Below are 25787 nucleotides of genomic sequence, written 5' to 3' on the forward strand. Positions count from 1 at the left end.
CGCATTTCTTCTCCTAGAAGAGGCTGGGCCTCTTTCAGTCGTTGGCGTGCAGAGCCGCGTTGAGCTCGACGCCGGTGCCCTTGCGGGGTTTCACCAGGACCGTGCCGGTCACGGAGTCCCGGATGAACAGCAGGTTCGATTGTCCGCTCAAAGTGACCGCCTTGACGACCTCGCCGTCCGGCGCCGTCACCTTCGTGCCGGCGGTGATGTAGAGGCCCGCCTCGATCACGCAGTCGTCGCCGAGCGAGATGCCCAGGCCGGCGTTGGCGCCGAGCAGGCAGCGCTCGCCGATGCTGATGACCTGCTTGCCACCGCCGGACAGGGTGCCCATGATCGACGCGCCGCCGCCGACGTCCGAGCCGTCGCCGACCACGACGCCACCGGAGATGCGGCCCTCGACCATCGAGCTGCCGAGCGTGCCGGCGTTGAAGTTCACGAAGCCCTCGTGCATGACCGTGGTGCCGGCCGCGAGGTGGGCGCCGAGCCGGACGCGGTCCGCGTCGCCGATGCGGACACCGGACGGGAGGACGTAGTCGACCATGCGCGGGAACTTGTCGACGCTGAAGACCGTCACCGGGCCGCGCAGACGCAGACGGGTGCGGGTCTGTTCGAAGCCGTCGACGGCGCACGGGCCGTGGTTCGTCCACACGACGTTCGTCAGCAGGCCGAACATGCCGTCGAGGTTCGCGCCGTGCGGCTTGATCAGGCGGTGGCTGAGCAGGTGCAGGCGCAGCCAGATGTCGTAGGTGTTCTCCGGGGCGGCTTCCAGGTCGATGACGACCTTGACGCCGACGACCTCGACACCGCGCTCCAGGTCCTCGCCGAGCAGCTTCGCGGCGGCTTCTCCGAGCGCTTCCGCGATCTCGGCGGACGACACGCGGACGGTGCCCAGGTCCGTCGCGTCGCCGAGGGCGGGGGAGGGGTACCAGGTGTCGAGGACGGTGCCGTCCGGGGTCACAGTGGCCAAGCCGATGCCGTATGCGGTGCTCACGGGTACCGAGCTTAGTCCGATGGTTCAGTCGGGCACTTCCGCCGAGAAGTACAGCGAGCCCAGGTCGCCGCGAGTCGCGATGAGGGCCTCGTTGCACTTCGACTGCCGCGCATCGGTGCTGGAGATGTTGTCGACGCGCACCTCATCGCACTGGTGCGCTTCGAAGTCGCCCACGGCGGTCATCAGGCGGGGCAGCACCTCGCTGACGTCCTGCTGGACGTGCTTGCCCCGCAGGGACGTGTCGAGCCGCCGGGTCATGGTGCCGACCTCGTCGACCCACCCGGCGCAGTCGGCGGGCGTGAAGTTGTGCTGCGAGCCGCACGGGGCGGTGAACAGCGCCCGGATCTCGGCGCACTGCCGGTCACAGGCGGCAGGAGCCTCGCCGCAACCGGTCGCCAGGAGCAGCAGGGAGATGACCAGGAGTGTGCGCTTGATCACGCAGCGCACGGTATCGGCTGAACGGCCTAGCGCCCAAGCCGCCTGAGTAGGGTGAACGCGTGTCCGACACCCTTGATCTGTTCGCCGACCCGATCGATCTGACGACCTCGCTGGTGGATGTGCGCAGCGTGTCCGGGGAGGAGGCGGAGATCGCGGACCTCGTGGAGCGGTCGCTGCGACTCCACGCGCCCCACCTGGAGATCACCCGATCAGGGAACGCCGTCCTGGCCCGCACGAACACGGGCAAGGAACGTCGCGTGGTGCTCGCCGGGCACCTGGACACCGTGCCGATCAACCAGAACTTCCCGAGCCGCCGCGAGGGCGGAATCCTGCACGGTTGCGGCACCGTCGACATGAAGGGCGGCGACGCGGTCATGCTCGCGATCGCGGCCCTGAGCGAGAACGCCCGCCACGACCTCACGTTCGTCTTCTACGACTGCGAGGAGATCGAGGCCGAGCGCAACGGGCTCACCCGGATCGAGCGCGAGCTCCAGGAGTGGCTGCTGGGCGATCTCGCGATCGTGTGCGAGCCGTCCAACGGCACGGTCGAGGCCGGCTGCCAAGGCACCATGCGCATCGAGATCAGGACGACGGGCAAGCGCGCCCACACCGCCAGGGCGTGGATGGGCCGCAACGCCATCCACGGCCTGGGCGAGGCGCTGCGCAGGCTGGAGGCCTACGTGCCGCGGCAGCCCGAGATCGACGGCTGCCACTTCCACGAGGGCCTGCAGGCCGTGAAGATCAGCGGCGGCGTCGCGGGCAACGTCGTGCCGGACGAGGCCGTGCTCACGGTCAACCACCGGTTCGCGCCGGACCGCACGGTGGAGCAGGCCGAAAAGCACCTGCGCGAGGTCTTCGAGGGCTTCGACGTCACCGTCACGGACTTCGCGGCCGGCGCGCTGCCAGGTCTGAACGCCCCTGCGGCACTGGAGCTCATCGAGGCCGCCGGAGGCACGCCGGTCGCCAAGCTGGGGTGGACGGACGTCGCGCGGTTCGCGGCGCTGGGCATGCCCGCGGTCAACTTCGGGCCGGGCGATCCGACGCTCGCGCACACCCAGGAGGAGAACGTGCCGGTCCAGCAGGTCACCGGGTGTTTCGACGTGCTTAAGCGATTTCTGTTGAACTGATCCCTAAGATCTCAGTGATGACGGAAGAAAAGAAGAACGGCGCCGTCGACGAGCGCCCGTCGGAGAAGCGTCGCGGTCCGGTCGTGGAGCGGCGTGATCGCAAGGACGACCGCACGACCACCACTGACCAGCGGCTGTTGGACTCCCGCGGCCCGTCGGACTGGGTGCACACCGACCCGTGGCGGGTGCTGCGGATCCAGGCCGAGTTCGTCGAGGGTTTCGGCGCGCTGGCCGAGGTGCCGAGCGCGGTGACCGTGTTCGGATCGGCCCGCACCGGCCGTGACCACCCGGAGTACCAGATCGGCCGGGACCTGGGCAAAGCACTGGCAGAAGCCGGGTTCGCGGCGATCACCGGTGGTGGCCCCGGTGCCATGGAGGCGGTCAACCGCGGTTGTTCGGAGGCCGGTGGCTTCTCGATCGGGCTCGGCATCGAGCTCCCGTTCGAGCAGGGCCTCAACCCGTGGGTCGACCTCGGCGTGAACTTCCGCTACTTCTTCGTGCGCAAGACGATGTTCATCAAGTACTCGCAGGCGTTCATCTGCCTGCCGGGTGGTTTCGGCACGCTCGACGAACTGTTCGAGGCGCTGACCCTGGTGCAGACGAAGAAGGTCACGAAGTTCCCGGTCGTCCTGTTCGGAACCGAGTACTGGCAGGGCCTTTACGACTGGATCCAGAACTCGGTGCTCCCCGGTGGCAAGGTCGGCGAGAAGGACCTGGCGCTGCTGCACCTCACCGACGACATCGACGACGCGGTGCGCGTGGTCAAGGACGCGCACAAGGCATGGGCGGACTCACACTGATGTATGTCGCTGTCTACTGCGGAAGTCTCGCCACTGTCCCGCAGAGCTACATCGACCTCGCCGCCGAGGTGGGGCGCCAGATCGCGGCACGCGGTTGGCACCTCGTCTGGGGCGGCGGGCAGACGTCGATGATGGGCGCGGTCGCGCGGGAAGCCCGTGCGGGCGGCTCGCACACCTACGGCGTGATCCCGAAGGGCCTGGCCACCAGGGAGATCGCCGACCGCGAGTCGACGGAGCTGCACGTCGTCGACACCATGCGCGAGCGCAAGAAGATGATGGACGACAAGGCGGACGCGTTCCTGACGCTGCCGGGTGGCATCGGCACCGCCGAGGAGTTCTTCGAGGTGTGGACGGCGGGCGTGCTGGGCATGCACGGCAAGCCCGTCGTGCTGCTCGACGTCGACAACCACTACAAGGGACTCGTGGAGTGGCTGACGGAGTTGCGGGACAAGGGTTTCGTCTCGCACGCCGCGATGCAGTCGCTGATCGTCACGGACGACGTGTCAGTCGCTCTTGACGCTTGCGTCGTCTAGCCCTTTGGCCTGAGCCAGGATCTGGGTCTCCGGCAGGAGATCCGGCAGCGGGCGGTACGACGTCGCCGTCACCTCGAACCGCTTGCCGGACACCACCCTGCCCTGCCAGGAGCCCGCGATCTCGCCGTCCACCAGCACGGCGCCGCGCCGGCCCAGGATGCGGAAGATGTCCTTCTGCGCGGCCTTGTCCGGCAGCAGCAGGTCGCGGTCACGGGCCTGCAGGTACGGGTCGGTCGGCGGCAGGAGCCTGACCTCGGGCGGTTCGGCGTCGGCGATCTCCAGGTCCTCCGGCAGCCACGCCTTCTGGCCCTCGACGGTCACCTCGGCCAGGCCGTCCTTCGGCCACCGCTTCTTGACCTCACGTGTCGACGTGCCGAAGTAACTGGCCACTTCGGACGGTCCGGCGGGACCGTGCAGCGTCAGGTACCGGTGCACCAGCTCGTCGAAGCCCGCGGTCTTGCGCGGGACGCCCGGCCAGCCGTGGATGCGTTCGAACGTCACGGTCTTCTCCTCCGGGATGATCCGGAGACCCGCGGGCAGCGCGCCGAGGCGGAAGATCGGGTCGCTGACGTGCTCGGTCTGGCAGCCCCGGCACGGTTCGATGGTCTGCTGGGGAGCCAACGGGGTCAGGGCCTTGCTGACCTCGCCCTTGGTCATCGGCTTCGTGACGATCGACCTCATCGCGGTGGCGATGTGCCGCAACGCCGCCACCATGTCGTCCACCTTCGGACGCGAGGCACGGGCACGGGCGTCGGCGTCGCTCCACGGCCACAGCGCGCGGGAGAAGGCTTTCAGCTCACCGTCCCGGTGCAGATGAGGAGCACCGCGGACGGACCAGATCAGGGTGAAGTCGTCGGCCGAGGGTGTGTGCAGGCGCGCGGCGAGACTCAGCAGGGCCGAGCCGGAGGTGTTGTCCTGGATGCCCAGTGACAGCACCGCCAGCTCGGTCGCGTCGGAGATCCGCCGGTCCAGTTCGTGCTGATGGATCCGGTGGAGGAGCACCTGCTGCCGGGTGAGGTCCACCCGGACATTCTTACGCCTTCGGAACCGTGAGGCTCGACGGTCCGAAGGTGACGGTTGAGCCGCGAGTTGATTCCGTCAGATAACGCGGGTCCACCGTGTCGATCACGAGCGCCAGCCGGTTGCCGGCGTCGACGTTCCACACCGTCGGCTCCAGCTCCACGTCGAGCGTCTGCGTGCGGCCCGCGCCGGTCACCTTGACCGGCTTGTGCGTGATCAGCGCGCCCAGGCCCAGCGGTCCCACCTCGTACAGGTACGCGAACAACGTCGTCGTCTCCGCACTCGGGGTGACCTGGAGCTTGAGCTTCGGCGTACCGGCCACCGTCGCTCCTCGGGGATACGAGGGCCCGCTCCACACGCCCGCGACGTTGCGGTCGACGAACGGCAGCGACACCCCGGTCGGGATGTTCAGGAACCCTTGCAGCGCACCGGAGAGCAGGATCGTGCCGCTGTCGGCCACCGTGCCCCAGCCCGCGGCGATCCGCTTGCCGTCGAGCTGCACGGTGTCCACGTTGCCGTCCGGCCAGGCGCCGAACGTCTTCCACGAGCCGCCGTTGTTGGGCTTGAGCCGCACCGGCTGTTCGGCGTCGATGCCGTTGGCCGTGCCCTTGACGTAGCGGTCGAACCAGCGGCCGACCGACTCCCAGATCTCGTTGGGCAGCCCCGCCGCGCCGAACAGTTCGGCGGTGGCGTGGTCACCCGGCGAGAGCATGAGCCGCTTCGGGCCGGTCAGCTTGCCGTAGAAGTCCGTGATCTGACCCGGCGCGAAGATGCCGTCGTTCCAGGCGTTGCCGAGCAGCACCGCCGTGCCGTTGGCGTTGATCTGCGCGATCTTCGAGGCGGCCGAGCGTTCCGCGGAGATCGGTACGACCTCCCAGAACCGGCCGTCGCGGTAGGCGTCCTCGGCTTCGACGAGGACCGGCCCGGGACGCCCGGTGGCCTTGCCCGCCGCGAGCAGGACCTCGACGGCCTGCTTGTTCACGGTGTTGTTGGGGTAGAGCGAGCGGGCCAGGTCGGTCCACGTGCTCAGCGCCGCCGCGGCCTTGATGCGCTTGTCGTTCGCCGCGGCCAGCAGGGACTGCCCGGCGCCGTAGGAGATCCCGGCCGCGCCGACCTTGGTGCCGTCGGCGTGCGCGTTGGCGATGGCCCAGTCGATGACCTTGCTGACGTCACCGACGGTGTCAGGGCCGGCGACGTCGATCGTGCCGGCGGAGTCCCAGAAGCCGCGGCTGGTGTAGCTCACCACGACGTACCCGGACTCCTTGGCGAGCTTGGCCGCCGCGCCGACGTACTCGATGTTGGGGACCGCCCAGCTGGACGGCATGACGAGCAGCGGGAACGGGCCGCTGCCCAGTCCGGTCGGCTCGACGACGAGGGCCTTCAGGACGGTGCCGCCGACGCCGGGGATCGACCGGTACGAGATCTGGTGTCCGGGGGCCGCCGTGGCGGCGACCGGAGCACCGAGCAGGGTTGAGAGGAGTACCAGCACTAAAACAAGTGATCGTCGCACTCTGGTCCTCCTTGACCATGACGTAGATCACACAGGGTTTGTTACTGCGGAGTAAACCAGGTGGCTACTCGTGAGTAGCAAGGAGCTGTGAGCCAGCTCACTGTCTACGCTGGGTGGTGTGAACCGATTCCGCGTCACTGAGCTGCCGAAAGACCGCGTGCTGGTCGTTGCGCATCTGACCAGCGCGGACGAGTTGAGACAGGCCGTGGCCGCCGGCGCCGACGTCGTCGAGTTCGACGGCGATCTGGAACTGCCGTCACTGCCCGAAACGTTGGATGTGGTGACGATCCCAGCGGGGGACGAGGACTTCACGCTCGCGGCTGCCACAGTGGCTGCGATGTCCGGAGCACGCGCGGTTCGTGCTTCCGACGTACGCCAGGCGAGGAAGGTCGTGGAGATGGTCGCGAGCGTGACGGGCACCCGTCCGCCGGTCCGGGCGATGCGGGCGCTCGCCTGATGCTGCCCTCCGTCGAAGCCTGGTTCGCCTCGCACACCTGGCAGCAGCCGACCTGGACGCCGGACGAGCTGGTCGCGATGAAGCGCGGCCGGACGGTGTCGGTGGTGCTGCCCGCGCTGAACGAGGAGGAGACCGTCGGGGACGTGGTCTCCGTGGTCCGGCCGTTGCTCGGCACCCTCGTGGACGAGCTGGTGGTGATGGACTCCGGCTCGACCGACCGGACCGTGGAGGTCGCGTCCGCCGCCGGGGCACGGGTCGTGCTGCGCGAGGACGTCGTGCCGTGGCTGCCGCCGTTGCCCGGCAAGGGCGAGGTGCTGTGGCGGTCGCTGGCCGCGACCACCGGCGACCTGATCGTCTTCCTCGACTCCGACCTGGTGGAGCCGGAGACCGCGTTCGTCACGGCGTTGCTCGGGCCGTTGCTGCTGGACGCCGGCGTGCACCTGGTGAAGGGGTTCTACCGGCGGCCGTTGCGGCTGGAGAGCAGCGGCGGCGGGCGGGTCACCGAACTGGTGGCGCGGCCGTTGCTGAACACGTTGCGGCCGGAGCTCTCCGGTGTGGTGCAACCGCTCGGCGGCGAGTACGCCGCCACGCGGTCCTTTTTGGAGTCGGTGCCCTTCGCGGCCGGGTACGGCGTGGAGATCGGGCTGCTGCTCGACGTGCACCGGGTGCACGGGCTTTCCGCGCTGGCCCAGGTGAACCTGGGCGTGCGCAAGCACCGGAACCGGTCGTTGCTGCAACTCGGCGCCATGTCTTCGCAGATCATGGGGACGGCGCTGGCCCGGTGCAGCGTGGTCGCGGAGTCCGGGCCGTTGACGCAGTTCGTGCAGGTCGGCGGCGAGTGGCTACCCGACTCGACCGACGTGCTCGTGGCTGATCGGCCCCCGATGGTGAACGTGATCGAAAAGGGCTAGCTGCTCGGTCCGGTGGGTGACGACCAGGGCGGTGCCCTGGGAGTTCTCCAGGACCTTGCCGAGCACGCGGTCGGCCTGTTCCGGGTCGAGGCCTTCCGTGGGTTCGTCCAGGAGCAGGACTTCGGGATTCGCCAGCACCGACCTGGTGAGGATCAGGCGTTGCCGCTGGCCGCCGGAGATCTCCTCGCCGCGTTCGCCGACGACCTGGTCCCAGTCGAGATCGAGTTCGGTGATCTTCGCGGCCCGGTCCAGTTCCTCCTGGGTGGCATCGGGTTTGGCCAGCAGGACGTTCGTGCGGACGGTGGTGTGGAAGACGTGCGCGTCGGCCAGTGCGCCTTTGCTGGGTTCGAGGCGGTGGGCGATTGCGTTGAGCAACGTGGTCTTGCCCGCGCCGCTCGGGCCGACGATCGCGGTTCTTCCTCGCAGGTCAGGGGTTTCTGGCTGGTGGGCCGGTTCGGGCTCGTCGGTGGGTTCCGGGCTGTGCCTGGTCAGGGCCGCGAGCGGAACGGTGATCTCGAACGCGGCGATGGCGGCCATGATCAGCCAGGCCGGTTCGTGCTGGGCGAGCATGAGCAGGGCCGCGCCGAACTGGACGGCGATCGCCAACGGGGTGAGGTCGCGCGTGCGTTCCTTGCGGGACAGTTCTTTCGCGGTTCTGGTGGCACTGCGGAGTTTCTCGTCGAACAGGCCGTAGGCGATCAGTTCTTCTTCGCTGTGGACCAGTTCGGTGGTTTGTCCGGTCAGCCTGGCGCGCAACGGGGTCAGGTCCCTCGGGTCGCGGATCGCGAGCCAGGGGAGCAGGGCGAGGTTGATCAGCAGGCCGGCGATCAGCGGCAGCGAGAAGCCCGAAGCTGTTGCGACGACTGCGCTGACCAGGGCCGCGGTGATCCACGGCAGGGTCGCGCGGAGCCTGGTGTCGAGCCGCTGGTCGACGTTCGTGACGATGCGGGTCAGTGCCGTGCCGGACGGGATGTGCCTGCGGTGCGCGAGGTCGTCGTAGACCTGGCCGCGCAGCTCGACGGCTTCGCTGAGCACGGCCTTGTGGCTGGTCAGGCGTTCGAGGTAGCGCAGGGCGCCCTTGGCCAGCGCGAGCGTGCGGACCGCGACGATCGCCACGGTCAGCGCCTGCATCGGCGGGTGCTCGGCGGCGCGCATGATCAGCCAGGTCGCCGTGGCGGTGAGGCCGACGCCGGCCAGTTCGGCGAGCGTTCCGACGAGGATCGCGAGCTTCACACCGTCACCACCCTGTCGACCTCGGTGAGCAGTGCCGGGCGGTGCGCCACGATCACCGCCGTCCTGCCTCGCGTGAAGTCGCGCGTTGCCTTGAGCACCAGCGTTTCCGTCTCCGCGTCGAGGTGCGCGGTCGGTTCGTCCAGCAGGAAGAGTCCTGCCTGACGCCGGTCCAGGGCGTTGGCCAGCGCGACCCGCTGCTGCTCGCCGGACGAGAGGTTCGCCGGGACGAGCGTGGGTCGCTGTGGCACCCACGACAGCGCTTCCAGCCACTTCTCTTGGTCGATTTCGGTGAGATCGACGCCGCCGACAAGCACGCGTCCGTCGTCGGGTCGCACGAAACCCAGCAGCAGTCCCAGAACCGTGCTCTTGCCCGCGCCGCTCGGGCCGACCAGCGCGACTCGTTCGCCGGGCTGGATGCGCAGCGAGAAGTTCTTGAGGCTGCGCACCGAGACGTTGTCGAGCACGATCTCGGTCTGGGCGAGGTCCGGTGGCGCCTGGCCCGTTGTTTCTCGTGGTGAGGGCACTTTGGCGAGCACTTCCCGGCCTTGAGCACTGGCGTGGTACTGGGCACCGGCCGCTCGGAGCGGCAGAAACGCCTCCGGGGCAAGGAAGAGCACGAGGAGCGCGGTGTGCAGCGGCACTCCGCCGTCCAGCAGCCTCAGTCCGACCGGCACGGCGACCATCGCCACCGACATCGTGGCGACCAGTTCCAGCACGAACGCCGAGAGGAACGCGACCCGGAGCGCCGACATCGTCTCGGTCATGTGCTGTGCGGCCAGCCTGCGGACCGTCGTGGACTGCGCCTCGGCCCGCCCGAACGCCCGCAGCGTGCCGATTCCCTTGACCACGTCGAGGAAGTGCCCGCCGAGAGTGGCCAGCGCGTCCCACTGGCGAGCCGTGCGTTCACGGGTGTGGGCGCCGACCAGCGCACCGAAGATCGGGATCAACGGCAGTGTCACGAGGATCGTCAGTGCGGCGGTGAGGTCGGCGAACGCCAGCCTGATCACCACCGCGAGAGGCACGGCCACGGCCAGAACCTGTTGTGGCAGATACCCGACGACGTACGGCGTCACGTCGTGCACGCCCCTCGTGACCAGCGTGGCGACCTCGCCGGCCTTGGTGCCGGGCGAGCGCAGGAATGCCTCCCGCAGCCGTGCGCGAGTCCGTTCGGCGGCCCGATGTGCCCACTCGCGGTGCACCCACCACACCAGCACCCGCAGCCCGATGACCAGGCACAGCAGCGCAAGCCCGGTCCCGCCGCCGAGCACCGACGCCAGGAGTTCGGCCTGGGCCAGCACCAGGAACGGGATCGGGATCAGCGCGAGGAGATGGCGACGATCGACCATTGCACCAACACCACCAGCGGGATGATCGGGATCGCGACCCACGCGAGCAGGCCGAGCGTGTCGTTGTGCGCCATGAGCCCGGTGACGTCGATCGAGCTGAACGCGAGCGGAATCGGCAGCGCGCACAGCAACGCGGTGACCGGGAACAGCTTCCAGCGCCGTGCCTGGAACACCCAGCCGTGCACCGCGAACAGCACCGGCATCACGAGCGCGACCGGCCACGGCGCGTGCAGCAGATGCGCCAGGAACAGCCCCCAGCCCACCGACACCATCAGCGCGCCGGTGAACACCAGCCACCACCACAGCCGGAGCTGCACCGCGGCCATGAACAGCACCAAACCGGCCAGTACCAGCGTGAACGTGCTGTGCGCACCCGACAGCAGTTCACCCTCCAGTCGCGGGAACGCCGCGAACAGCACCCCGATCGCGGCGACCAGCCACACCTCGTTGCCGAGGAAGAACGGGTTCATCTGCTGCAAGGCGACTTCGCGCCTGCGGAACGGCAGCAGAAGTCCTGTGCCGTAGTCGAATCCGGCCAGCGCGAAGTAGCCGACGGTCAGCGTGCCGAGCACGACGAGCCAGAGCGTTTCCATCAAAGGGTCACCACCAACGGCGAGACGGGAGCGGGCGCCACGTCCGGACCACGGCGGACCGCACGTGCGATCAACGCCCAGTCGACACAGGCCAGCACGACGAACAGGGACGTGAAGACGATGAGCGACAACAGGATCTGCGAAGCGTCCACGTGCGACACCGCGTCCTCGGTCCGCAGCAGGCCGTAGATCAGCCACGGCTGCCGCCCGATCTCGCGGAACAACCACCCGAAGATGGCCGCCATGAACGGCAGCGGAATGCCGATCACCATGAGGTACAACGGAAAGCGCATCCGGATCACGGCGTCCCTGATCAGCAACGGCAGCGTGAGCCAGCTGACCGTCGTCAGCGTCATCCCGATGATGATCATGAATCCGAGTGGTGCCCCGATCCACGGCGCCGCCTCGGTCTTGTGCGGCTGGTACTGCGCGATCACCGGGAACTGCGCGAACCCGGCCCCGATCAGCGACGGCGTGGCCAGCGCGGTCGTGACCACGCCCAGTCGCAGCGACCGCCGGAAGAAGTCGACCTCGGGCGTCCGCCGGATGAAGTGGTAGGCCGAGACGCCGGTCATGAACACGCCGCCGACCGTGATGGACGCGAAGATCACGTGTGTCAGCGCGGCGGTGAAGGTCGGGTTCGACAGCAGCGCGCCGAAGTCGTCCAGCCGCAACACGTTCCCGTCGACCCGGTAGCCGACGGGGTGCTGCAGGAACCCGTTCGCCGCCATGATCCAGAACGCCGACGCGAACGCGGTCAGCGCCGTCAGGTACAGCAACGACAGGTGCACCCAGCGGTTCAGCCTGCCCCAGCCGAAGATCCACAGCCCGAGGAACGTCGACTCCAGGAAGAACGCGATCAGCGTCTCCATCGCGAGCGGCGCGCCGAACACGTCGCCGGCGTAGGTCGCGAGGCCCGACCAGTTCAGTCCGAACTGGAACTCCATCACGATGCCGGTGACGATCCCCAGCGCGTAGTTGATCACGTAGATGCGGCCCCAGAACCGCGTCATCCGCTCGTGCACGGGCGCGCCGGTGATCGTGAACCTCGTCTGCATGATCACCAGCAGGGTGACCAGACCCAGCGTGAGCAGCACGAACAGGAAGTGGAACGAGGTCGTCAACGCGAACTGGAGCCGGGCGAGGTCTACTGCGCTCATGGGTAGGGACGCTATGTGTAGGTCCGCTACTTATGAAGGCGCGAACGAGCATTTCAGGGGGATCTCAGGGCTGACCCTGAGCAAAGATTTCAGGGACCGCGGACAAGGCTGGATCCGTAGACTCGCTACCCATGAAGCCCGACGCGCTCCGCGGCCATCTCGACGCGTTGCTGCTGGCGACGCTCGACGACAGGCAGCTGCACGGCTACGCGATCATCGAGGCGTTGCAGCAGGGCAGCGGAGGGGCGCTGGACCTCCCGACGGGCACGGTCTACCCGGCGCTGCGCAGGCTGGAGCGGGCGGGCCACGTCGTCAGCGACTGGAGCACGGTCGGCGGCCGCAAGCGAAGGACCTACAAGCTCACGCAGGCGGGGAAGCGCGCCCTGAACGCCGAACGCACCGCGTGGCGCGAGTTCACGACCGTCATCGACGGGGTGCTGGGAGGTGACGGCAAATGGGCACAGACGTGATCGAGCGCTACGTGACCGATCTCGGGTCACGGCTGCAGGGCTCGAAGAAGCAGGTCCGCGACCTGCTCACGGAGACCCGCGACAGCCTCGCCGATGCCACCGAGGCACACGTGGACCGCGGACTGACCGAGCGGGAGGCGCAGAAGCGCGCCGTCGAGGAGTTCGGCCCGGTCCGCGAGATCGCGAACGAGTACCAGGCCGAGCTGGCCGTCGCGTACGGCACGCGCACGCTCGTCTGGCTCGCGATCGTGCTGCCGTTGATGCACATGGCGTGGGAGTACGGGCGGATGCTGCTCATCGGGCCGTGGCAGGACTTCGGCACGATGCCGCCGGCCTGGTACCTGTGGGTCGCCAAGGCCAACGACCTGACCAGCGGCATCGCGTCCGGCGTAGCGCTCGTGGCGTTGATCCTCGGCCGTGTCCTCGCCCGCAGGTACGACACGAAGCTGCTGGCCAGAGTCGGTGCGACCATCGCGCTCGCCGCCGTCGGCGCCGTGCTGCTGGGCAACGTCTCGATCATCCTGGCGACCGCGCACTTCGACGCGTCCCGGCTCCTGCAGTCGTTGCCGATGAGCATCGCGAGCCTGATCACCTGGATCGTGATCATTCGTCTCGGTCTGCTCGCTCGCCGCTGCCTGAGCTGTGCCACGATCGTCGCGTGACCAACGCCCTGATCTACCTGATCGTGATGATCGCCGTCGCGGCAGTGGTGTTCCTGCTCGCGGCGTTGGTGTTCGGGCGCGGCGAGGAGCTCGCGCCGCTGCCGCCCGGTGCGTCGCCCACGCGGCTGCCCTCCGGCGACATCACCGCGGAGGACGTCCGCGAGCTGAAGTTCCAGCAGGTCTTCCGCGGCTACAAGATGTCCGAGGTCGACTGGGCGTTGCAGCGGCTCTCGACGGAGGTCGAGACGCTGCGGGCGCGCGTCGCGGAGCTCGAGGACGCCGAGAACCTGGAGAGCAGTGAGCACTGATCTTGAGCTGACCGTCGAGGTGGCGGCGCCGCCGGACACGATCTTCCGGGCCATGTCCGACTGGGAGCGCCAGTCGGAGTGGATCTTCGGCACCACCGTGAAGGTGGTCGCCGGTGACGGGAAGTCCGTCGGCAGCGAGATCGACGCCGTGACGTTCGGCGTCAGCGACCGCATGCGGATCACGCGCTGGGACCCGCCGCACGCCGTCGAGGTCCTCCATCTCGGCCGCGTCGTGCGCGGAACCGGCGTGTTCGCCGTGCGCGGCAGCCGTTTCGTGTGGTCGGAAAGCCTCGACGTGCCGTTCTTCTACCCGTTGGTGAAGCCGCTCTTCGTGCTGATGCTGCGTCGTTCGTTGCGGCGGTTCGCCCGGTTCGCGGAGGAGTACCGGTGATCACCCGTTGCCCCTGGGGCGACTCGACCCCGGACTACGTCGAGTACCACGACACCGAGTGGGGCGTGGAGCTGCACGGCACCAACGAGCTCTACGAGCGGATGTCGTTGGAGGCGTTCCAATCCGGACTGTCGTGGATCACGATCCTGCGCAAGAGGCCGGCGTTCCGCGCGGCCTTCGGTGACTTCGACCCCCAGCTGGTCGCGAAGTTCGGGCCCGCCGACGTGGAACGGCTGATGGCCGACGCGGGCATCGTCCGGAACCGGCTGAAGATCGACGCCGCGATCCACAACGCGCGGGTGATCGTCTCGGAGGACGTCGACCTCGACGCACTGCTGTGGTCGTTCGCGCCCGCTCGCCACAAGCGGCCGAAGACGATCTCCGACGTCCCGGCGATCACGGACGAGTCCAAGGCGATGGCCAAGGAACTGAAGAAGCGCGGCTTCAAGTTCCTCGGCCCCACCACGTGCTACGCGCTGATGCAGGCGACCGGCATGGTCGACGACCACATCTCGACGTGCTTCCGGGCCAAGAAGGCGACTACTTCCCGATGAACTTCGGGGCGCGCTTGTTCACGAAGGCGTCGACCGCCTCGCGGTGATCCTCGGTCGCGCCGCAGTCGGCCTGGGTGCGGCGCTCGGCCTCGAGCGCGTCCTCCAGGGTCCCGTCCGCCGCCGCGGCCAGCGCTTCCTTGATCTTCGCGTACGCCGTCGTCGGGCCCTTGGCGAGCTTCGCGGCCAGCAGGTGCGCGGTGGAAAGCAGTTCCTCGTCCGGCACGACCTGGTTGACCATGCCGACCCGCAACGCCTCCTCGGCGCCGACGGGCTGCGCGAGAAGCATCATCTCCATCGCGCGGCCGTGGCCGATCAGCCGCGGCAGCGTGTAGGACGCGCCGGAGTCCGCGGTCAGGCCGACGTTCGCGAAGGCCATCAGGAACTTCGCGGACTTGCCCGCGATGCGCAGATCGGCGGCGTAGGCGAAGGACGCGCCCGCGCCCGCCGCGCTGCCGTTGACCGCGGCGATCACCGGCTTCGGCATGCCGATCAGCTCGCGCACGATCGGGTTGTAGTGCTTCTCGACGGTGTTCAGCGGCGCCGGATCACCGGCCTGCAGCAGGCCGATGTGCTCCTTGAGGTCCTGACCCGCGCAGAACGCCCTGCCCGCACCCGTGATCACCACCGCGCGCACCGACTCGTCCGCCGACGCTTCCTTCAACGCGGCGAGGAACGCCTCCTTCAGCGCGACGGTGAAGGCGTTGAACGACTCAGGGCGGTTGAACGTGAACGTGCGCACACCATCGGCGTCGTCGACGAGGAGCTCGGACACTGGACCTCCATCAAGCTGTGGAAACGTTGCGGACCGGTCGCAGGCACTCGTCGACGAACCGACTCGTGCCCGGTGCCAGCCGCAGTGTCTGTTCGTCGAAGAACGACGCTGCCGCGTGGCCCGGCCAGTCCGGTGGCAACAGTTCAGCAGGAAGACCGGGATCGCGGAACAGGAACTTCCGCCACGCGTGCAGCAGCTGCTGTGACGCCGCGAACGCCGCCGCGTCGTCCGTTTCGTCCACAACGGACACCTTCTCGTGCCAGTGCGCGACGAACCCGGCGTAGTCGCGGCCCAGCTCGGCCAGGTCCCAGGCCTTCGCGGCGAGCTCGGCGTCCCCACCGTCGTGTGAACCGTGAAAAGTTCGTGCGGGAACTTCTCCGGCGGCCAGCACGTCGGCCAGTTCCGGGGACGGCCGGGGAGCGATCCACGTCACAGGACCGAGCGCGCCGTAGCCGAGCAGTTGCAGTTCCGAGGCCAGGTGATCGCGCGAGTCGCGGCCGGGGATCTCCTCCAGCACCACCACGTGCCAGCGACCGTCCCACGTGGACGGCCCGGTGCGGTAGATGCGGGCGGCGGCCTCGTCAAGTCGCCGTTCCCCGCGAGGTGTCATCGCATATCCAGGCCCGTCCGGCAGCCTGGACGGCTGCAACCAGCCCTGCCGGACCGTGCGGGACACGGCCGTGCGGACGGCCGGCGCGGCGAAACCCAGGGGCTCGAGCAGCCGGACGAGCGCGGCGATGGTGGCGGCGCCACCGCGTTCGCGAAGGTGGCCGCCGTAGACGTCGAAGAGCGCGGAACGGGCTCGCACCCGGCCCATCCTGTCACGACACGACCTGGTGTGCCGAAAGTGTTGTCTTGTCGTGAAAACAGGTGTTGATCAGGCACAAGTCAAGATCGACAAATATCACCCGGACTCGCCAAAAGATCGGTTCGGTTTCGCCCCTGAGTCGCCATAGGGGAGAATGGAGCAGATCCGGCCCTGGCCGGACGGGGAAGATGTTGACGGAGGGAGCACGCGATGGCGGCCATGAAGCCCCGGACCGGCGACGGTCCCCTCGAGGTCACCAAGGAGGGACGCGGCATCGTCATGCGCGTGCCGCTCGAGGGTGGTGGGCGCCTCGTCGTCGAGATGTCGGCGGACGAGGCCAGCGCCTTGGGCGACGCGCTGAAGGCCGCCGCCGGCTGAGGCCTCCCGGTGAGAAGCACGTGAAGCCCCGGTTTCCACAGTGGAGACCGGGGCATCGCTTCGTTCTCGCCCTGGGGGAGAATGAGCGGTCGTCAATGCAACAGGGGAGGTCCAGTCGTGGCGTCGACGGTGCCGTCAGTGCCAACCAAGCTCGTGGACGTCGAGGTGGCCACCTCGACGCGCCGCAACGTTCCGGCGGTCGTGCTCGCGGCCACCGGTCCGGCGCTGGGACCGGGCGGCGACGGCATCGACGTCTCCGACCTGACCGGCAAGGCCGGCGAGGCGGTGCGGCACGACGAGGCCTGGACCCTCGGTGTCGGCACCGGGACGCTCGCCGACTACCGCACGGCCGGGGCCAGCCTCGTGCGTGCGCTGAGCGGTGAGGACGCGCCCAAGACGGCCGACGTCCTGCTGACCCCGGACTTCGACGCCGAGAAGGTGCGCGCGTTCGTGCTGGGCGCCGCGCTCGGCGGCTACCGCTTCAAGGTCACCGGCGAGGACGGCCCGAAGCGCGTCGGCTCGTTGCGGCTGATCACGCCCGACGACGGGTTCGAGGAGGTGCTCACGTCGGCCGCGCTGAAGGCCCACGCGCTCGCCACCGCGACCTCGCTGGCACGTGATCTCGCCAACACCCCGTCCAACGTCAAGGACCCGCGCTGGCTCGCCACGACCGCCGCCAAGCTGGCGGACAAGGTCGACGGGCTGAGCGCCACCGTCCGAGACGAGAAGTGGCTGGCACAGCAGGGCTTCGGCGGTGTGCTCGCGGTCGGTGGTGGATCTGCCCGCCCGCCGCGGTTCCTGGAGCTGACGTACGGCACCACCGGTCCGCACCTGGTGTTCATCGGCAAGGGCATCACGTTCGACACGGGCGGCATCTCGGTGAAGCCCGCGGACGGCATGCACCTCATGCGCACCGACATGGCGGGCGGCGGAGCGGTGATCTCCGCGCTGCTGACCGTGGCGCGCCGGCGGCTGCCGATCAGGGTCACCGGCCTCGTGCCGTGCGCGGAGAACCACGTGGGCGGGTCGGCGTACCGGCCCGGCGACGTCGTGCGCCACTACGGCGGCGCGACCACCGAGGTGCAGAACACCGACGCCGAGGGCCGCATGGTCCTGGCCGACGCGATGGCGTACGCGGTGAAGAACCTCAAGCCCGACCTCGTCGTGGACGTGGCGACGCTGACCGGCGCGATGAAGGTCTCGCTCGGCCTGCGCACGGGCGCGGTGTTCACCGCGTCCGACGAGATCGCGGCCGAGGTCGTCGCGGCGGGTGCGAACGTCGGCGAGAAGTGGTGGCGCATGCCGTTGCTGGAGGAGCACGTCGGTGCCGTCGCCAGCGAGATCGCGGACTACAAGCAGTGCCCGCCCGGACCGGGTGGCATCACGGCGGCGTTGTTCCTGCAGAAGTTCGCGGGCGACGTGCCGTGGGCGCACCTGGACATCGCGGGTCCCGCGCGGTCGGAGAAGGTCTACGACGAGGTCGTCGCGGGCGCCACGGGCTTCGGCGCGCGGACGCTGGTCGAGCTGGCTGAAAAATATTCACGTTAGTCCCTACGATCAGCCCATTCGAGACGGCGGCGTTCCACGGCATGATGTGAGCTCCTTCACAACGTCGTAGAGGAGCGCCCGTGTTACTCCGCCTGGCTCTCGCCGTCTCGCTGGTCCTAGCGGCCGTGACCCCTGCCACCGCGGCCACGCCCTGGTGGGAACCGGTGGCGCGGCCCGCGGTGGACTCGCAGATCAACGTGACCGGCGAGCCCTTCAAGGGCACGGACGGCCAGGGCAGGGTGCGCGGGCTCGTCGACGCGCACAACCACCTCATGACCAACGAGGGCTTCGGCGGCCGGCTGATCTGCGGCAAGTCGTTCTCGGAGCAGGGCATCGCCGACGCGCTGAAGGACTGCCCCGAGCACCACCCGGCGGGCCTCGGTGCGATCTTCGAGGCGATCGTGACGGGCGACTTCGACGGCCACGACCCGGTGGGCTGGCCGACGTTCAAGGACTGGCCTTCCTCCACGACGGTCTCGCACCAGCAGAACTACTACGCCTGGCTGGAACGGGCGTGGCGCGGCGGCCAGCGCGTGCTGGTCCAGGACCTGACGAGCAACGCCACGCTGTGCGTCATCCACCCGTTCAAGGACAAGCCGTGCGACGAGATGCAGTCGGTCCGGCTGCAGGCCCAGCGCACCTACGAGCTGCAGGCGTTCGTCGACAAGCAGTTCGGCGGCGCGGGCAAGGGCTGGTTCCGCATCGTCACGTCGGCCGAGCAGGCCCGTGACGTGGTCGCGCAGGGCAAGCTCGCCGTGGTGCTCGGCATCGAGACCTCTGAACTCTTCGGCTGCCGGACGTTCCTCGACATCCCGTTGTGCAACAAGGGCGACATCGACCGCGGCCTCGACGAGATGTACGCGCTCGGCGTGCGCAGCGCGTTCCTGTGCCACAAGTTCGACAACGCGCTGTGCGGCGTCCGGTTCGACTCGGGCACGCAGGGCGGCGTGATCAACGCGGGCCAGTTCCTGCGCACCGGCCAGTGGTGGCAGACCGAGGTGTGCAAGGGCCCGCAGCAGGACAACCCGATCGGCACCGTCGGCCCGAACGCGCTGATCCCGGCTTCGGTGGTCGCACCCGCGTACGACCCGGCGAAGCGGTGCAACGTGCGCGGCCTGACGTCGTTGGGCGAGTACGCGGTGCAGGCCATGATGAAGCGGCACATGATGATCGAGGTCGACCACATGAGCGTGAAGGCCGCCGGCCGCACGCTGGAGCTCGCGGCGCAGGCGAAGTTCCCCGGCATCGTCTCCAGCCACAGCTGGATGGACGCGCAGTGGACCGAGAAGGTCTACCAGCTCGGCGGGTTCGTGGCGGGCTACGAGAACAGCCCCGAGGGCTACGTCTCCCAGGCGGCCGCGGCGGAACCGTTGCGGCGCAAGTACGACGTGGGCATCGGATTCGGCTCCGACTACAACGGCGTGGGCTCGCACCCGGCACCGCAGACCGGCGTGACCTACCCGTTCCGCAGCTACCCGGACGGCCCGCTGGTCGACCGGCAGCGCACCGGCGAGCGGGTCTGGGACATCAACGTCGACGGCGGCGCGCACATCGGTCTGCTGCCGGACTGGGTCGAGAAGGTCCGTCAGCTCGGCGGCGACCAGCTGGTCCAGGACATGCTCGGTGGCGCCGAGTCGTACCTGCGGACGTGGTCGGGCACTCAGCGCTGGACGCCGTGAGTCCTGAGCGCGTGTTCGCGGAAGGCGCGGACGGCGGGCGGCAGCGGGTGGTCCTTCAGCCAGGCCAGCCCGAACACGCGCGCCGACCGCGGCGTCAGCGGTAGCTCGCGAAGGCCTGGCGGCGGTGTGGACTCGGCGTGCGTGAGGATCGCGACGCCGAGCCCGGCCGCCACCAGGCCGCGCACGGTCTCGATCTCCTGGCTCTCGAACGCGACGCGAGGGGTGAGGCCGGCTTTCGCGAACATGTCGTCGGTGATCTGCCTCAGGCCGTAGCCGTGCTCCAGCAGGATGAGGTCCTCGTCCACGAGGTCGGAGAGCCGCACGACCTCGCGTGCGGCCAGCCGGTGCGAGACCGGGGCGACGACGATCAGCTCCTGCTCGAAGATCACCACCGACTCCACCTCCGGCTCGTCCGGTGGCGGGGCGACCAGTGCGAGGTCGATCTCGCCCTGGAGCAGCTTGTCGACCACGGTGTAGCGGGCGTTCTGGATCAGGCCGAACCGCACGTGCGGGTGCTCGTCGCGGAACCCGCGGACCAGTTCCGGCACCACGGACCGGCCGAGCATGTGCAGGAAGCCCAGCACGACGCGGCCCTTCTCCGGATCGAGTTCCTCCTCCACCTCGCGCAGGCCCGGCTCCAGCGCGGCCAGCGACCGGGTCGCGGCCTCGGCCAGCAGCCGGCCCGCCCGCGTGAGGCGGACCCGCCGGCCGGTCTTCGTGATGATCGGCGCGCCGAGCTGCTCACCCAGCTCGGCGAGCCAGCGGCTGACGGTGGGCTGGGGGAGCCCGACGCGTTCTGCGACACGAGTCACGTGCTCGTCGGCGGCAAGCGCTTTCAGCACCGCCAGCTTCGGTGCCAGCTCCAATTCATCCACGGATTGATTCTGGCGCATTTCCGTATTGGACGTATGGCTTAGCGTCAATCGTGTGAACAGGTTGACCGCGGCCATCGCCGCATCGGGGTTCGCGTGCTTCGCGCTGCTGTACACCCCGCAGCCGGTCATGCCGCAGATCGCCGCCGAGTACGGGCTGGGGCCGGGCAGCGCGTCGCTCGCGCTGTCGGCGGCCACGATCGCGCTGGCCGTGGTGGTCGTGCCGATCGCGATGCTGTCCGAACGCCTCGGGCGGCGTCCGGTGATCGTGGTCAGCGTGCTCGCGGCGGCGTTGCTCGGGCTCGTGCTGCCGTTCGCACCGAACTACGAGTTGTTCCTGGGGCTGCGCGTGCTGCAGGGCATCGCGGCGGCCGGGGTGCCCGCGGCGTCCATGGCCTACCTGGCGGACGCCCTGGACAAGAAGAAGCTCGGCGCCGCGATGGGCGCGATGATCGCCGGGAACAGCCTGGGCGGCATGTCGGGAAGGCTCGTCACCGGCATGACCGTCGACTGGCTCGGGTGGCGCGGCTCTGTGCTGCTCGCCGGGGTGTTCGGGCTGGTCGCGGCCCTGGTCGTGGTGTTCTTCCTGCCCAAGGCGCAGGCGATGCCGAAGCGCGCGCCGAAGGGCATGAAGGCGGCGCTGAAGGACCCCGTGCTGCTGTCGATGTACGTCGTCGCCGTGCTGCTCGTGGGGACGTTCATCTCGTTCTACAACGTCGCCGGCTTCCAGTTGCAGGGCCCGGCGTGGCTGGAGACGCTGGTCTTCCTCTTCTACGGGCTCGGCAGCACCTCGGCGGCGTTCGCGGGCAGGCTGGCCGACCGGTACGGCCGCGGCAAGGTGCTGCTGCTGTGCATCGGCGTGGTGGCTCTAGGCGCCCTGGCGAGCCTGCTGTGGGTGCCGCTCGGCCTGGCGATCGTGACGGCCGGGTTCTTCGCGTCGCACACCACGGCGAGCGGCTGGGTCGCCGCGCGGGCACCCGAACACGCCCGCGGCCACGCGTCCGGGCTGTACCTGGCCGGGTTCTACGTGGGCAGCAGCGTGGGAGGGACGTCCGGCGCCACCGCGTACGAGGAGTGGGGCTGGGGAGGGCTGGTCCTGGTGATCCTCGGCTGGCTCGCGCTGGCCGCTATGCTGGCTCAGAACTCCAGGGCGAGGGTGACGCGCGAGTCGACCGGTGCGATGGTGGTCTTGCCGAGGCGCGACAGGTCCACCGTTCCGTCGACCATGCCGACCGAGACCGAACGGGTGTCCGCCGGGACCTCGACCACGATCGCGAACGGCAGCGGGCCGCCGTCGTAGCGGGCGCCGACCTGCCGGGCGGTCGACCCGTCCGGCAGCGTCACGGTGATCAGGTCCTTGGTCAGCAGGCCGCCCGCGGTGTCGGGCAGGTTGCCGGTCGCCTCGACCCGCACCTCCAGCAACGCCTTGTCGGCCGCGGAGATCGTGGCCACGTCGTACTGGCTCTCGCCGAGCTTGACCGGGCGTTGCCGGCCGAGCCGGACGCCGGTGACCTTCATGCCGAGCTCGCGGTCGCCGAAGCGGATCTTCTGCGTCTGGTCGGTGAACTGAGCGGGGGCGGCGGCGCGTTGCAGCACGTGCGGCGGGTTGTCGGTGCGTTTGCCGGACGGGACCTCGACGCGCTGCTCCAGCGACTTGGCGCCGAGCGTGCCGAGCACGAGCGACTCGGCGCCCTGCTGCGGGTCGGGCACGGTGTAGACGACGAAGACCGAGCCGTTGGCCGGCAGCCGGTCGGCGGGGAGGACCTGGCGCTTGCCCGGCACCTCCAGCGCGAGCTCCGACGGCTGCGGGGCGAACCCCTGCCAGTTGGTGCGGTGGAAACCGCTGTCGGTCTCGTTCAGCTTCTCGACCTTCATCCTGACCACGCGCAGCCGTGACCCGGCCTCCGCGCGCACCGTGCCCTCGGCGGTGAACCAGATGTCCGGGTTCGCCCAGCCGGTGACCGCGGTGCTGAGCAGGTCGTCGCGCAGCTTGATGTCGGCGTTGCCGAGGCCGAGGTCGACGTTGTTGCGCTTGCCGTCGTCGGGCAGCACGGCCAGGAAGTCGCGCCCGGCGGTCATGTCCTGCTGCTTGGACGGGTCGATCTCCTTGCCGTCGGTGCGCACGAGCTTCCCGGACGGCGTGCTCCGGTTGCCCTTCTCCGGCACCTGCGGCGACTGCACCTCGTAACGGACCTCGTCATCCGTCTTGGTGACTTCCTTGAGCGGCACGGGCACCCAGTCGGTGCCGGCACCGGTGCCGGGGACCTGGACCGGCCCGCACCACAGCCGCTTGTCGACCTCGGACTCGAGGCCCGTCTTCGCGAACCAGCAGCTGACCGCGGCAGCGCCCGCCCGTGCCACGTAGCCGTACTCCAGCGTGTAGGCGAGCTGCGCCTCGGCGTTCGCCTGCAGGTCAGAGGCCTCGGCGAGCTTCTTGCCGTCCACCGTGAGCTGCACCGCGGCCGGCTGGGCGGCGGGAGCTGTGGCACATCCGGTCACTGCCAGGAGGACCGTCAGACCCAGCACCGCACAACGCACAGTTCTCGCGCCCCTCACCAGTTGAAACCACAACGTCACTACTGGTTAAAGGCGGCGCTCACTCTTCGGGGTTGCCCCGGTAGAGTGTGACTCAAATCACACTGCGGTAGACCTCGACCGTCTGCTCGGCCATCGAGGACCAGGAGAACTCCTGCTCAGCCCGCGTGCGCCCGGCGACTCCGAAACGCTTCGCGCGGGCGGGGTCTGTGACGAGTTCGTTGATCGATTCGGCGAGCTGCTGTCGATATGTCGACAAATCATTCTCGTCGTAGTGGACGAGAAGGCCCGTTTCGCCGTGCACGACGACCTCGGGAATGCCACCGACGTCGCTCGCGACGACCGCCGTGCCGCACGCCATCGCCTCCAGGTTCACGATGCCCAGCGGTTCGTAGACCGACGGGCACGCGAACACCGTCGCGTGGCTCAGGATCTGCCGCACCTCGGCGGGCTGCAGCATCTTCTGGATCCAGAAGACCCCCGGCCGCGCCTGGGAGAGTTCGCTGACCGCCTGCCGGGTCTCCTCGGCGATCTCCGGCGTGTCCGGCGCCCCGGCGCACAGCACGATCTGCGCCTCCGGGTCGATGTGGTGCGCGGCCGCGACGAGATGGCCGACGCCCTTCTGCCGCGTGATCCTTCCCACGAACGCCACGATCGGCTTGGTGGGATCGATTCCACGGGACGTCAGGGCGTCCGTCTCCTCGACCGGGTGATAGGCGACGCTGTCGATCCCGTTGCGGACGACGTGCACCTTCGCCGGGTCGAGCGAGGGGTAGGCGTCGAGCACGTCGATCCGCATGCCCTCGCTCACGGCGATGACCGCGTCGGCGTGTTCGTACGCCGTGCGCTCGGCCCAGGAGGAGATCCGGTACCCGCCGCCGAGCTGCTCGGCCTTCCACGGCCGGCGTGGTTCCAGCGAGTGCGCCGTCACCACGTGCGGGATCCCGTGCAGGAGTTTGCCCAGGTGACCGGCCATGTTGGCGTACCAGGTGTGCGAGTGCAGGAGGTTCGCCGCGGACACCGCGGCGGCCATCTCGAGGTCGACCGCGAGGGTCGTCAGAGCCGCGTTCGCCTGCTCCAGGCTGTGCGGTGGGTTGTGGGCCGTGGCGTCCGATCGGGGTGCACCGAAGCAGTGCACGTCGACGTCCACGAGTTCGCGAAGATGGGGCACGAGGAAACCCACGTGCACACCAGCCCCACCGTAAACCTCCGGCGGATACTCCCGTGTCAACAGCGCAACTCGCACGCACTCACCGTAGATCACGGACGTCCCTGTTGGGACAAACCGGTTTGCGTCTGGTTCGAGAACGATCGCACGGATAGGGTCACATACCGTGAAGGGGCAGCCGCACGTTCTCGGAATTGTGCTTGCCGGTGGTGAAGGCAAGCGCCTGTGGCCACTGACGGCCGACCGCGCGAAACCGGCTGTGCCCTTCGGGGGCAACTACCGGCTGGTCGACTTCGTGCTGTCGAACCTGGTCAACGCGGGGCTCGCGAAGCTCTGCGTGCTGACGCAGTACAAGTCGCACTCACTGGACCGCCACATCTCGACGACGTGGCGCCTGTCCAATGTGCTCGGTCAGTACGTGACACCGGTACCGGCGCAGCAACGCCTGGGCCCGCGCTGGTACACGGGCTCGGCGGACGCGATCTTCCAGTCGCTGAACCTCGTCCACGACGAGAAGCCGGACCACGTCGTCATCTTCGGCGCGGACCACGTGTACCGGATGGACCCCGGCCAGATGATCTCGCAGCACGTCGAGTCGGGCGCGGCCGTGACCGTTGCCGGTATTCGGGTGCCGCGCAACGAGGCCAAGGCCTTCGGGTGCATCGACTCGGACGCGTCCGGGAAGATCACGCGCTTTCTGGAGAAGCCGTCCGAGCCGCCGCACGTGCCGGACGACCCGGATGTAACTTTCGCTTCAATGGGCAACTACGTCTTCACCACCGAGGCGCTGCTGGACGCGCTTCGCGGGGACGCGTTGAACCCCGACTCGGATCACGACATGGGTGGCGACATCATCCCCATGCTGGTGGATCGCGGGAAGGCGCACGTCTACGACTTCCAGGACAACGACGTGCCCGGTGCCACCGACCGGGATCGCGGGTACTGGCGGGACGTCGGGACGATCGACGCCTACTACGACGCGCACATGGATCTTGTTTCGGTCCATCCGATCTTCAACCTGTACAACCAGTTGTGGCCTATTCGGACGGCCACGCCGCCGTTGCCTCCGGCCAAGTTCATCGCCGGAGGGTCCGCTGAGGACTCGATGGTGGGGCCCGGGTCGATCATCTCCGGGAAGATCCACGGGTCGGTGATCTCTTCCGACGTGACCGTTGAGGTCGGGTCTGTGGTGCAGGGGTCGGTGCTGTTGCCCGGGGTTCGGATCGGCAAGGGTGCTGTGGTTCGGCGGGCTATTTTGGACAAGAACGTTGTTGTGCCTGATGGGGCTTTGATCGGTGTGGATGCTCCTATGGATCGGGAGCGGTACACGGTTTCTGCCTCTGGGGTCACTGTGTTGGGGAAGGGTGTTCGGGCTTACTGAGTCGCCGCTGTTCGTGGGTGGTTGGCTTGCGGGCGGCGACCTTGCGGGCGGCGATCTTGCGGGCGGCGATCTTGCGGGCGGCGATCTTGCGGGTGGTCACCGTGCGGGCGGCCTGGTTGCGTTGAGTGCTTCCCCTGGGGGC

Annotated in this window: 27 protein-coding genes; 15 read left to right on the plus strand and 12 right to left on the minus strand. The window is 68.9% G+C overall.

Features of this window, described 5'->3' with window-relative positions:
- Positions 1–34: 34 nt before the first annotated feature.
- Together dapD and ACIQF0_RS29395 are read right to left on the minus strand one after the other, a co-directional pair.
- Positions 35–991: a 2,3,4,5-tetrahydropyridine-2,6-dicarboxylate N-succinyltransferase gene (gene dapD / locus ACIQF0_RS29390; protein WP_360037763.1), complete on the minus strand. Its 957-nt coding sequence runs from the start codon at positions 989–991 to the stop codon at positions 35–37.
- Positions 992–1015: 24 nt separating this feature from the next.
- Positions 1016–1429, minus strand: a complete 414-nt coding sequence (locus tag ACIQF0_RS29395; RefSeq protein ID WP_401034536.1) for a hypothetical protein — start codon at positions 1427–1429, stop codon at positions 1016–1018.
- Between the two features lie 59 nt (positions 1430–1488).
- Between ACIQF0_RS29395 and dapE the strand changes: the two genes are divergently transcribed.
- From dapE to ACIQF0_RS29410, 3 genes are read left to right on the plus strand one after another with little or no spacing between them, the layout of a single operon-like run.
- Positions 1489–2556: a succinyl-diaminopimelate desuccinylase gene (gene dapE, locus ACIQF0_RS29400; RefSeq protein WP_401034538.1), complete on the plus strand. Its 1068-nt coding sequence runs from the start codon at positions 1489–1491 to the stop codon at positions 2554–2556.
- 17 nt (positions 2557–2573) lie between these two features.
- On the plus strand, positions 2574–3356 hold the full coding sequence (locus tag ACIQF0_RS29405) for a TIGR00730 family Rossman fold protein (protein WP_401034540.1): 783 nt from the start codon (positions 2574–2576) through the stop codon (positions 3354–3356).
- Positions 3338–3889 carry a TIGR00730 family Rossman fold protein gene (locus ACIQF0_RS29410; protein ID WP_401034543.1) on the plus strand — a complete coding sequence of 184 codons (552 nt, stop codon included), beginning with the start codon at positions 3338–3340 and terminating at the stop codon, positions 3887–3889. Before ACIQF0_RS29405 ends, ACIQF0_RS29410 begins: the two co-directional genes overlap by 19 nt.
- Here the strand turns inward: ACIQF0_RS29410 and ACIQF0_RS29415 are convergent.
- The gene (locus ACIQF0_RS29415; protein ID WP_401034545.1) at positions 3860–4912 is read right to left on the minus strand and encodes a winged helix DNA-binding domain-containing protein; all 1053 of its coding nucleotides are present in this window, start codon (positions 4910–4912) and stop codon (positions 3860–3862) included. The two genes, ACIQF0_RS29410 and ACIQF0_RS29415, sit on opposite strands and share 30 nt — an antisense overlap.
- Before the next feature lie 10 nt (positions 4913–4922).
- Positions 4923–6419 carry a CocE/NonD family hydrolase gene (locus ACIQF0_RS29420; RefSeq protein WP_401034548.1) on the minus strand — a complete coding sequence of 499 codons (1497 nt, stop codon included), beginning with the start codon at positions 6417–6419 and terminating at the stop codon, positions 4923–4925.
- Between the two features lie 118 nt (positions 6420–6537).
- Here ACIQF0_RS29420 and ACIQF0_RS29425 point away from each other — a divergent pair, with 118 nt between their 5' ends.
- Positions 6538–6876 (plus strand): hypothetical protein, encoded by a 339-nt coding sequence (locus ACIQF0_RS29425; protein WP_360037742.1) that lies wholly within the window; start codon positions 6538–6540, stop codon positions 6874–6876.
- Entirely contained in the window at positions 6876–7787 is a 912-nt protein-coding gene (locus tag ACIQF0_RS29430) for a glucosyl-3-phosphoglycerate synthase (protein ID WP_401034550.1), read from the plus strand. The genes ACIQF0_RS29425 and ACIQF0_RS29430 overlap by 1 nt, the downstream gene beginning before the upstream one ends.
- Here the strand turns inward: ACIQF0_RS29430 and ACIQF0_RS29435 are convergent.
- The 4 genes from ACIQF0_RS29435 to ACIQF0_RS29450 are packed head-to-tail and all read right to left on the minus strand — an operon-like array spanning position 7719 to position 12119.
- Positions 7719–9020 carry an amino acid ABC transporter ATP-binding/permease protein gene (locus ACIQF0_RS29435; RefSeq protein WP_401034553.1) on the minus strand — a complete coding sequence of 434 codons (1302 nt, stop codon included), beginning with the start codon at positions 9018–9020 and terminating at the stop codon, positions 7719–7721. The two genes, ACIQF0_RS29430 and ACIQF0_RS29435, sit on opposite strands and share 69 nt — an antisense overlap.
- The gene (locus ACIQF0_RS29440) at positions 9017–10366 is read right to left on the minus strand and encodes an ABC transporter ATP-binding protein/permease (protein WP_401034556.1); all 1350 of its coding nucleotides are present in this window, start codon (positions 10364–10366) and stop codon (positions 9017–9019) included. Before ACIQF0_RS29440 ends, ACIQF0_RS29435 begins: the two co-directional genes overlap by 4 nt.
- Positions 10336–10959 (minus strand): cytochrome d ubiquinol oxidase subunit II, encoded by a 624-nt coding sequence (locus ACIQF0_RS29445; protein ID WP_401034558.1) that lies wholly within the window; start codon positions 10957–10959, stop codon positions 10336–10338. The genes ACIQF0_RS29440 and ACIQF0_RS29445 overlap by 31 nt, the downstream gene beginning before the upstream one ends.
- Complete coding sequence (locus tag ACIQF0_RS29450) at positions 10959–12119, minus strand: cytochrome ubiquinol oxidase subunit I (protein WP_401034561.1); 1161 nt, start codon at positions 12117–12119, stop codon at positions 10959–10961. Before ACIQF0_RS29450 ends, ACIQF0_RS29445 begins: the two co-directional genes overlap by 1 nt.
- A 131-nt stretch (positions 12120–12250) precedes the next feature.
- On the opposite strand from ACIQF0_RS29450, the gene ACIQF0_RS29455 reads away from it, so the two are divergent.
- The 5 genes from ACIQF0_RS29455 to ACIQF0_RS29475 are packed head-to-tail and all read left to right on the plus strand — an operon-like array spanning position 12251 to position 14504.
- Positions 12251–12589 carry a helix-turn-helix transcriptional regulator gene (locus ACIQF0_RS29455; protein WP_319980217.1) on the plus strand — a complete coding sequence of 113 codons (339 nt, stop codon included), beginning with the start codon at positions 12251–12253 and terminating at the stop codon, positions 12587–12589.
- Positions 12574–13251, plus strand: coding sequence for a permease prefix domain 1-containing protein (locus ACIQF0_RS29460; RefSeq protein ID WP_401034565.1), 678 nt, complete (start codon positions 12574–12576; stop codon positions 13249–13251). Before ACIQF0_RS29455 ends, ACIQF0_RS29460 begins: the two co-directional genes overlap by 16 nt.
- Positions 13248–13559 carry a DivIVA domain-containing protein gene (locus ACIQF0_RS29465; protein WP_360037722.1) on the plus strand — a complete coding sequence of 104 codons (312 nt, stop codon included), beginning with the start codon at positions 13248–13250 and terminating at the stop codon, positions 13557–13559. Before ACIQF0_RS29460 ends, ACIQF0_RS29465 begins: the two co-directional genes overlap by 4 nt.
- The gene (locus ACIQF0_RS29470) at positions 13549–13950 is read left to right on the plus strand and encodes an SRPBCC family protein (protein ID WP_360037720.1); all 402 of its coding nucleotides are present in this window, start codon (positions 13549–13551) and stop codon (positions 13948–13950) included. The genes ACIQF0_RS29465 and ACIQF0_RS29470 overlap by 11 nt, the downstream gene beginning before the upstream one ends.
- Entirely contained in the window at positions 13950–14504 is a 555-nt protein-coding gene (locus ACIQF0_RS29475; protein WP_401034916.1) for a DNA-3-methyladenine glycosylase I, read from the plus strand. The genes ACIQF0_RS29470 and ACIQF0_RS29475 overlap by 1 nt, the downstream gene beginning before the upstream one ends.
- On the opposite strand, the gene ACIQF0_RS29480 is transcribed toward ACIQF0_RS29475, so the two are convergent.
- On the minus strand, positions 14491–15276 hold the full coding sequence (locus ACIQF0_RS29480; RefSeq protein WP_401034568.1) for an enoyl-CoA hydratase-related protein: 786 nt from the start codon (positions 15274–15276) through the stop codon (positions 14491–14493). The two genes, ACIQF0_RS29475 and ACIQF0_RS29480, sit on opposite strands and share 14 nt — an antisense overlap.
- Before the next feature lie 10 nt (positions 15277–15286).
- The gene (locus ACIQF0_RS29485) at positions 15287–16084 is read right to left on the minus strand and encodes a PaaX family transcriptional regulator C-terminal domain-containing protein (protein WP_360037711.1); all 798 of its coding nucleotides are present in this window, start codon (positions 16082–16084) and stop codon (positions 15287–15289) included.
- Between the two features lie 210 nt (positions 16085–16294).
- Here ACIQF0_RS29485 and ACIQF0_RS29490 point away from each other — a divergent pair, with 210 nt between their 5' ends.
- The 3 genes from ACIQF0_RS29490 (at position 16295) to ACIQF0_RS29500 (ending at position 19689) form a co-directional block, all read left to right on the plus strand.
- Positions 16295–16462, plus strand: coding sequence for a DUF3117 domain-containing protein (locus tag ACIQF0_RS29490; protein WP_065914675.1), 168 nt, complete (start codon positions 16295–16297; stop codon positions 16460–16462).
- An 81-nt stretch (positions 16463–16543) separates the two neighbouring features.
- A complete protein-coding gene (locus ACIQF0_RS29495) occupies positions 16544–18010 on the plus strand; it encodes a leucyl aminopeptidase family protein (RefSeq protein ID WP_401034572.1) in 1467 nt (488 codons plus the stop codon).
- A gap of 80 nt (positions 18011–18090) precedes the next feature.
- A complete protein-coding gene (locus ACIQF0_RS29500; protein WP_401034575.1) occupies positions 18091–19689 on the plus strand; it encodes a hypothetical protein in 1599 nt (532 codons plus the stop codon).
- Here the strand turns inward: ACIQF0_RS29500 and ACIQF0_RS29505 are convergent.
- Positions 19671–20564: a LysR family transcriptional regulator gene (locus ACIQF0_RS29505; protein ID WP_401034577.1), complete on the minus strand. Its 894-nt coding sequence runs from the start codon at positions 20562–20564 to the stop codon at positions 19671–19673. The genes ACIQF0_RS29500 and ACIQF0_RS29505 overlap by 19 nt on opposite strands.
- Positions 20565–20616: 52 nt before the next feature.
- On the opposite strand from ACIQF0_RS29505, the gene ACIQF0_RS29510 reads away from it, so the two are divergent.
- On the plus strand, positions 20617–21861 hold the full coding sequence (locus ACIQF0_RS29510) for an MFS transporter (RefSeq protein ID WP_401034580.1): 1245 nt from the start codon (positions 20617–20619) through the stop codon (positions 21859–21861).
- Between the two features lie 1329 nt (positions 21862–23190).
- Here ACIQF0_RS29510 and glgA read toward each other — a convergent pair.
- The gene (glgA, locus tag ACIQF0_RS29515) at positions 23191–24342 is read right to left on the minus strand and encodes a glycogen synthase (RefSeq protein ID WP_401034582.1); all 1152 of its coding nucleotides are present in this window, start codon (positions 24340–24342) and stop codon (positions 23191–23193) included.
- An 88-nt stretch (positions 24343–24430) separates the two neighbouring features.
- Between glgA and glgC the strand changes: the two genes are divergently transcribed.
- Positions 24431–25645 carry a glucose-1-phosphate adenylyltransferase gene (gene glgC / locus ACIQF0_RS29520; RefSeq protein WP_360037695.1) on the plus strand — a complete coding sequence of 405 codons (1215 nt, stop codon included), beginning with the start codon at positions 24431–24433 and terminating at the stop codon, positions 25643–25645.
- Positions 25646–25787: the final 142 nt, after the last annotated feature.

This window comes from Lentzea sp. NPDC092896 (genome assembly GCF_044754905.1).
Taxonomy (GTDB): Bacteria; Actinomycetota; Actinomycetes; order Mycobacteriales; family Pseudonocardiaceae; genus Lentzea.

Excerpts from the sequence above, each read along its gene's own strand:
- ACIQF0_RS29405 (WP_401034540.1), top strand. The coding sequence starts at position 2,574 with ATGACGGAAGAAAAGAAGAACGGCGCCGTCGACGAGCGCCCGTCGGAG.
- ACIQF0_RS29410 (WP_401034543.1), top strand. The coding sequence starts at position 3,338 with ATGGGCGGACTCACACTGATGTATGTCGCTGTCTACTGCGGAAGTCTC.
- ACIQF0_RS29430 (WP_401034550.1), top strand. The coding sequence starts at position 6,876 with ATGCTGCCCTCCGTCGAAGCCTGGTTCGCCTCGCACACCTGGCAGCAG.
- ACIQF0_RS29440 (WP_401034556.1), bottom strand. The coding sequence starts at position 10,366 with ATGGTCGATCGTCGCCATCTCCTCGCGCTGATCCCGATCCCGTTCCTG.
- ACIQF0_RS29445 (WP_401034558.1), bottom strand. The coding sequence starts at position 10,959 with ATGGAAACGCTCTGGCTCGTCGTGCTCGGCACGCTGACCGTCGGCTAC.
- ACIQF0_RS29450 (WP_401034561.1), bottom strand. The coding sequence starts at position 12,119 with ATGAGCGCAGTAGACCTCGCCCGGCTCCAGTTCGCGTTGACGACCTCG.
- ACIQF0_RS29455 (WP_319980217.1), top strand. The coding sequence starts at position 12,251 with ATGAAGCCCGACGCGCTCCGCGGCCATCTCGACGCGTTGCTGCTGGCG.
- ACIQF0_RS29460 (WP_401034565.1), top strand. The coding sequence starts at position 12,574 with ATGGGCACAGACGTGATCGAGCGCTACGTGACCGATCTCGGGTCACGG.
- ACIQF0_RS29490 (WP_065914675.1), top strand. The coding sequence starts at position 16,295 with ATGGCGGCCATGAAGCCCCGGACCGGCGACGGTCCCCTCGAGGTCACC.
- ACIQF0_RS29495 (WP_401034572.1), top strand. The coding sequence starts at position 16,544 with ATGAGCGGTCGTCAATGCAACAGGGGAGGTCCAGTCGTGGCGTCGACG.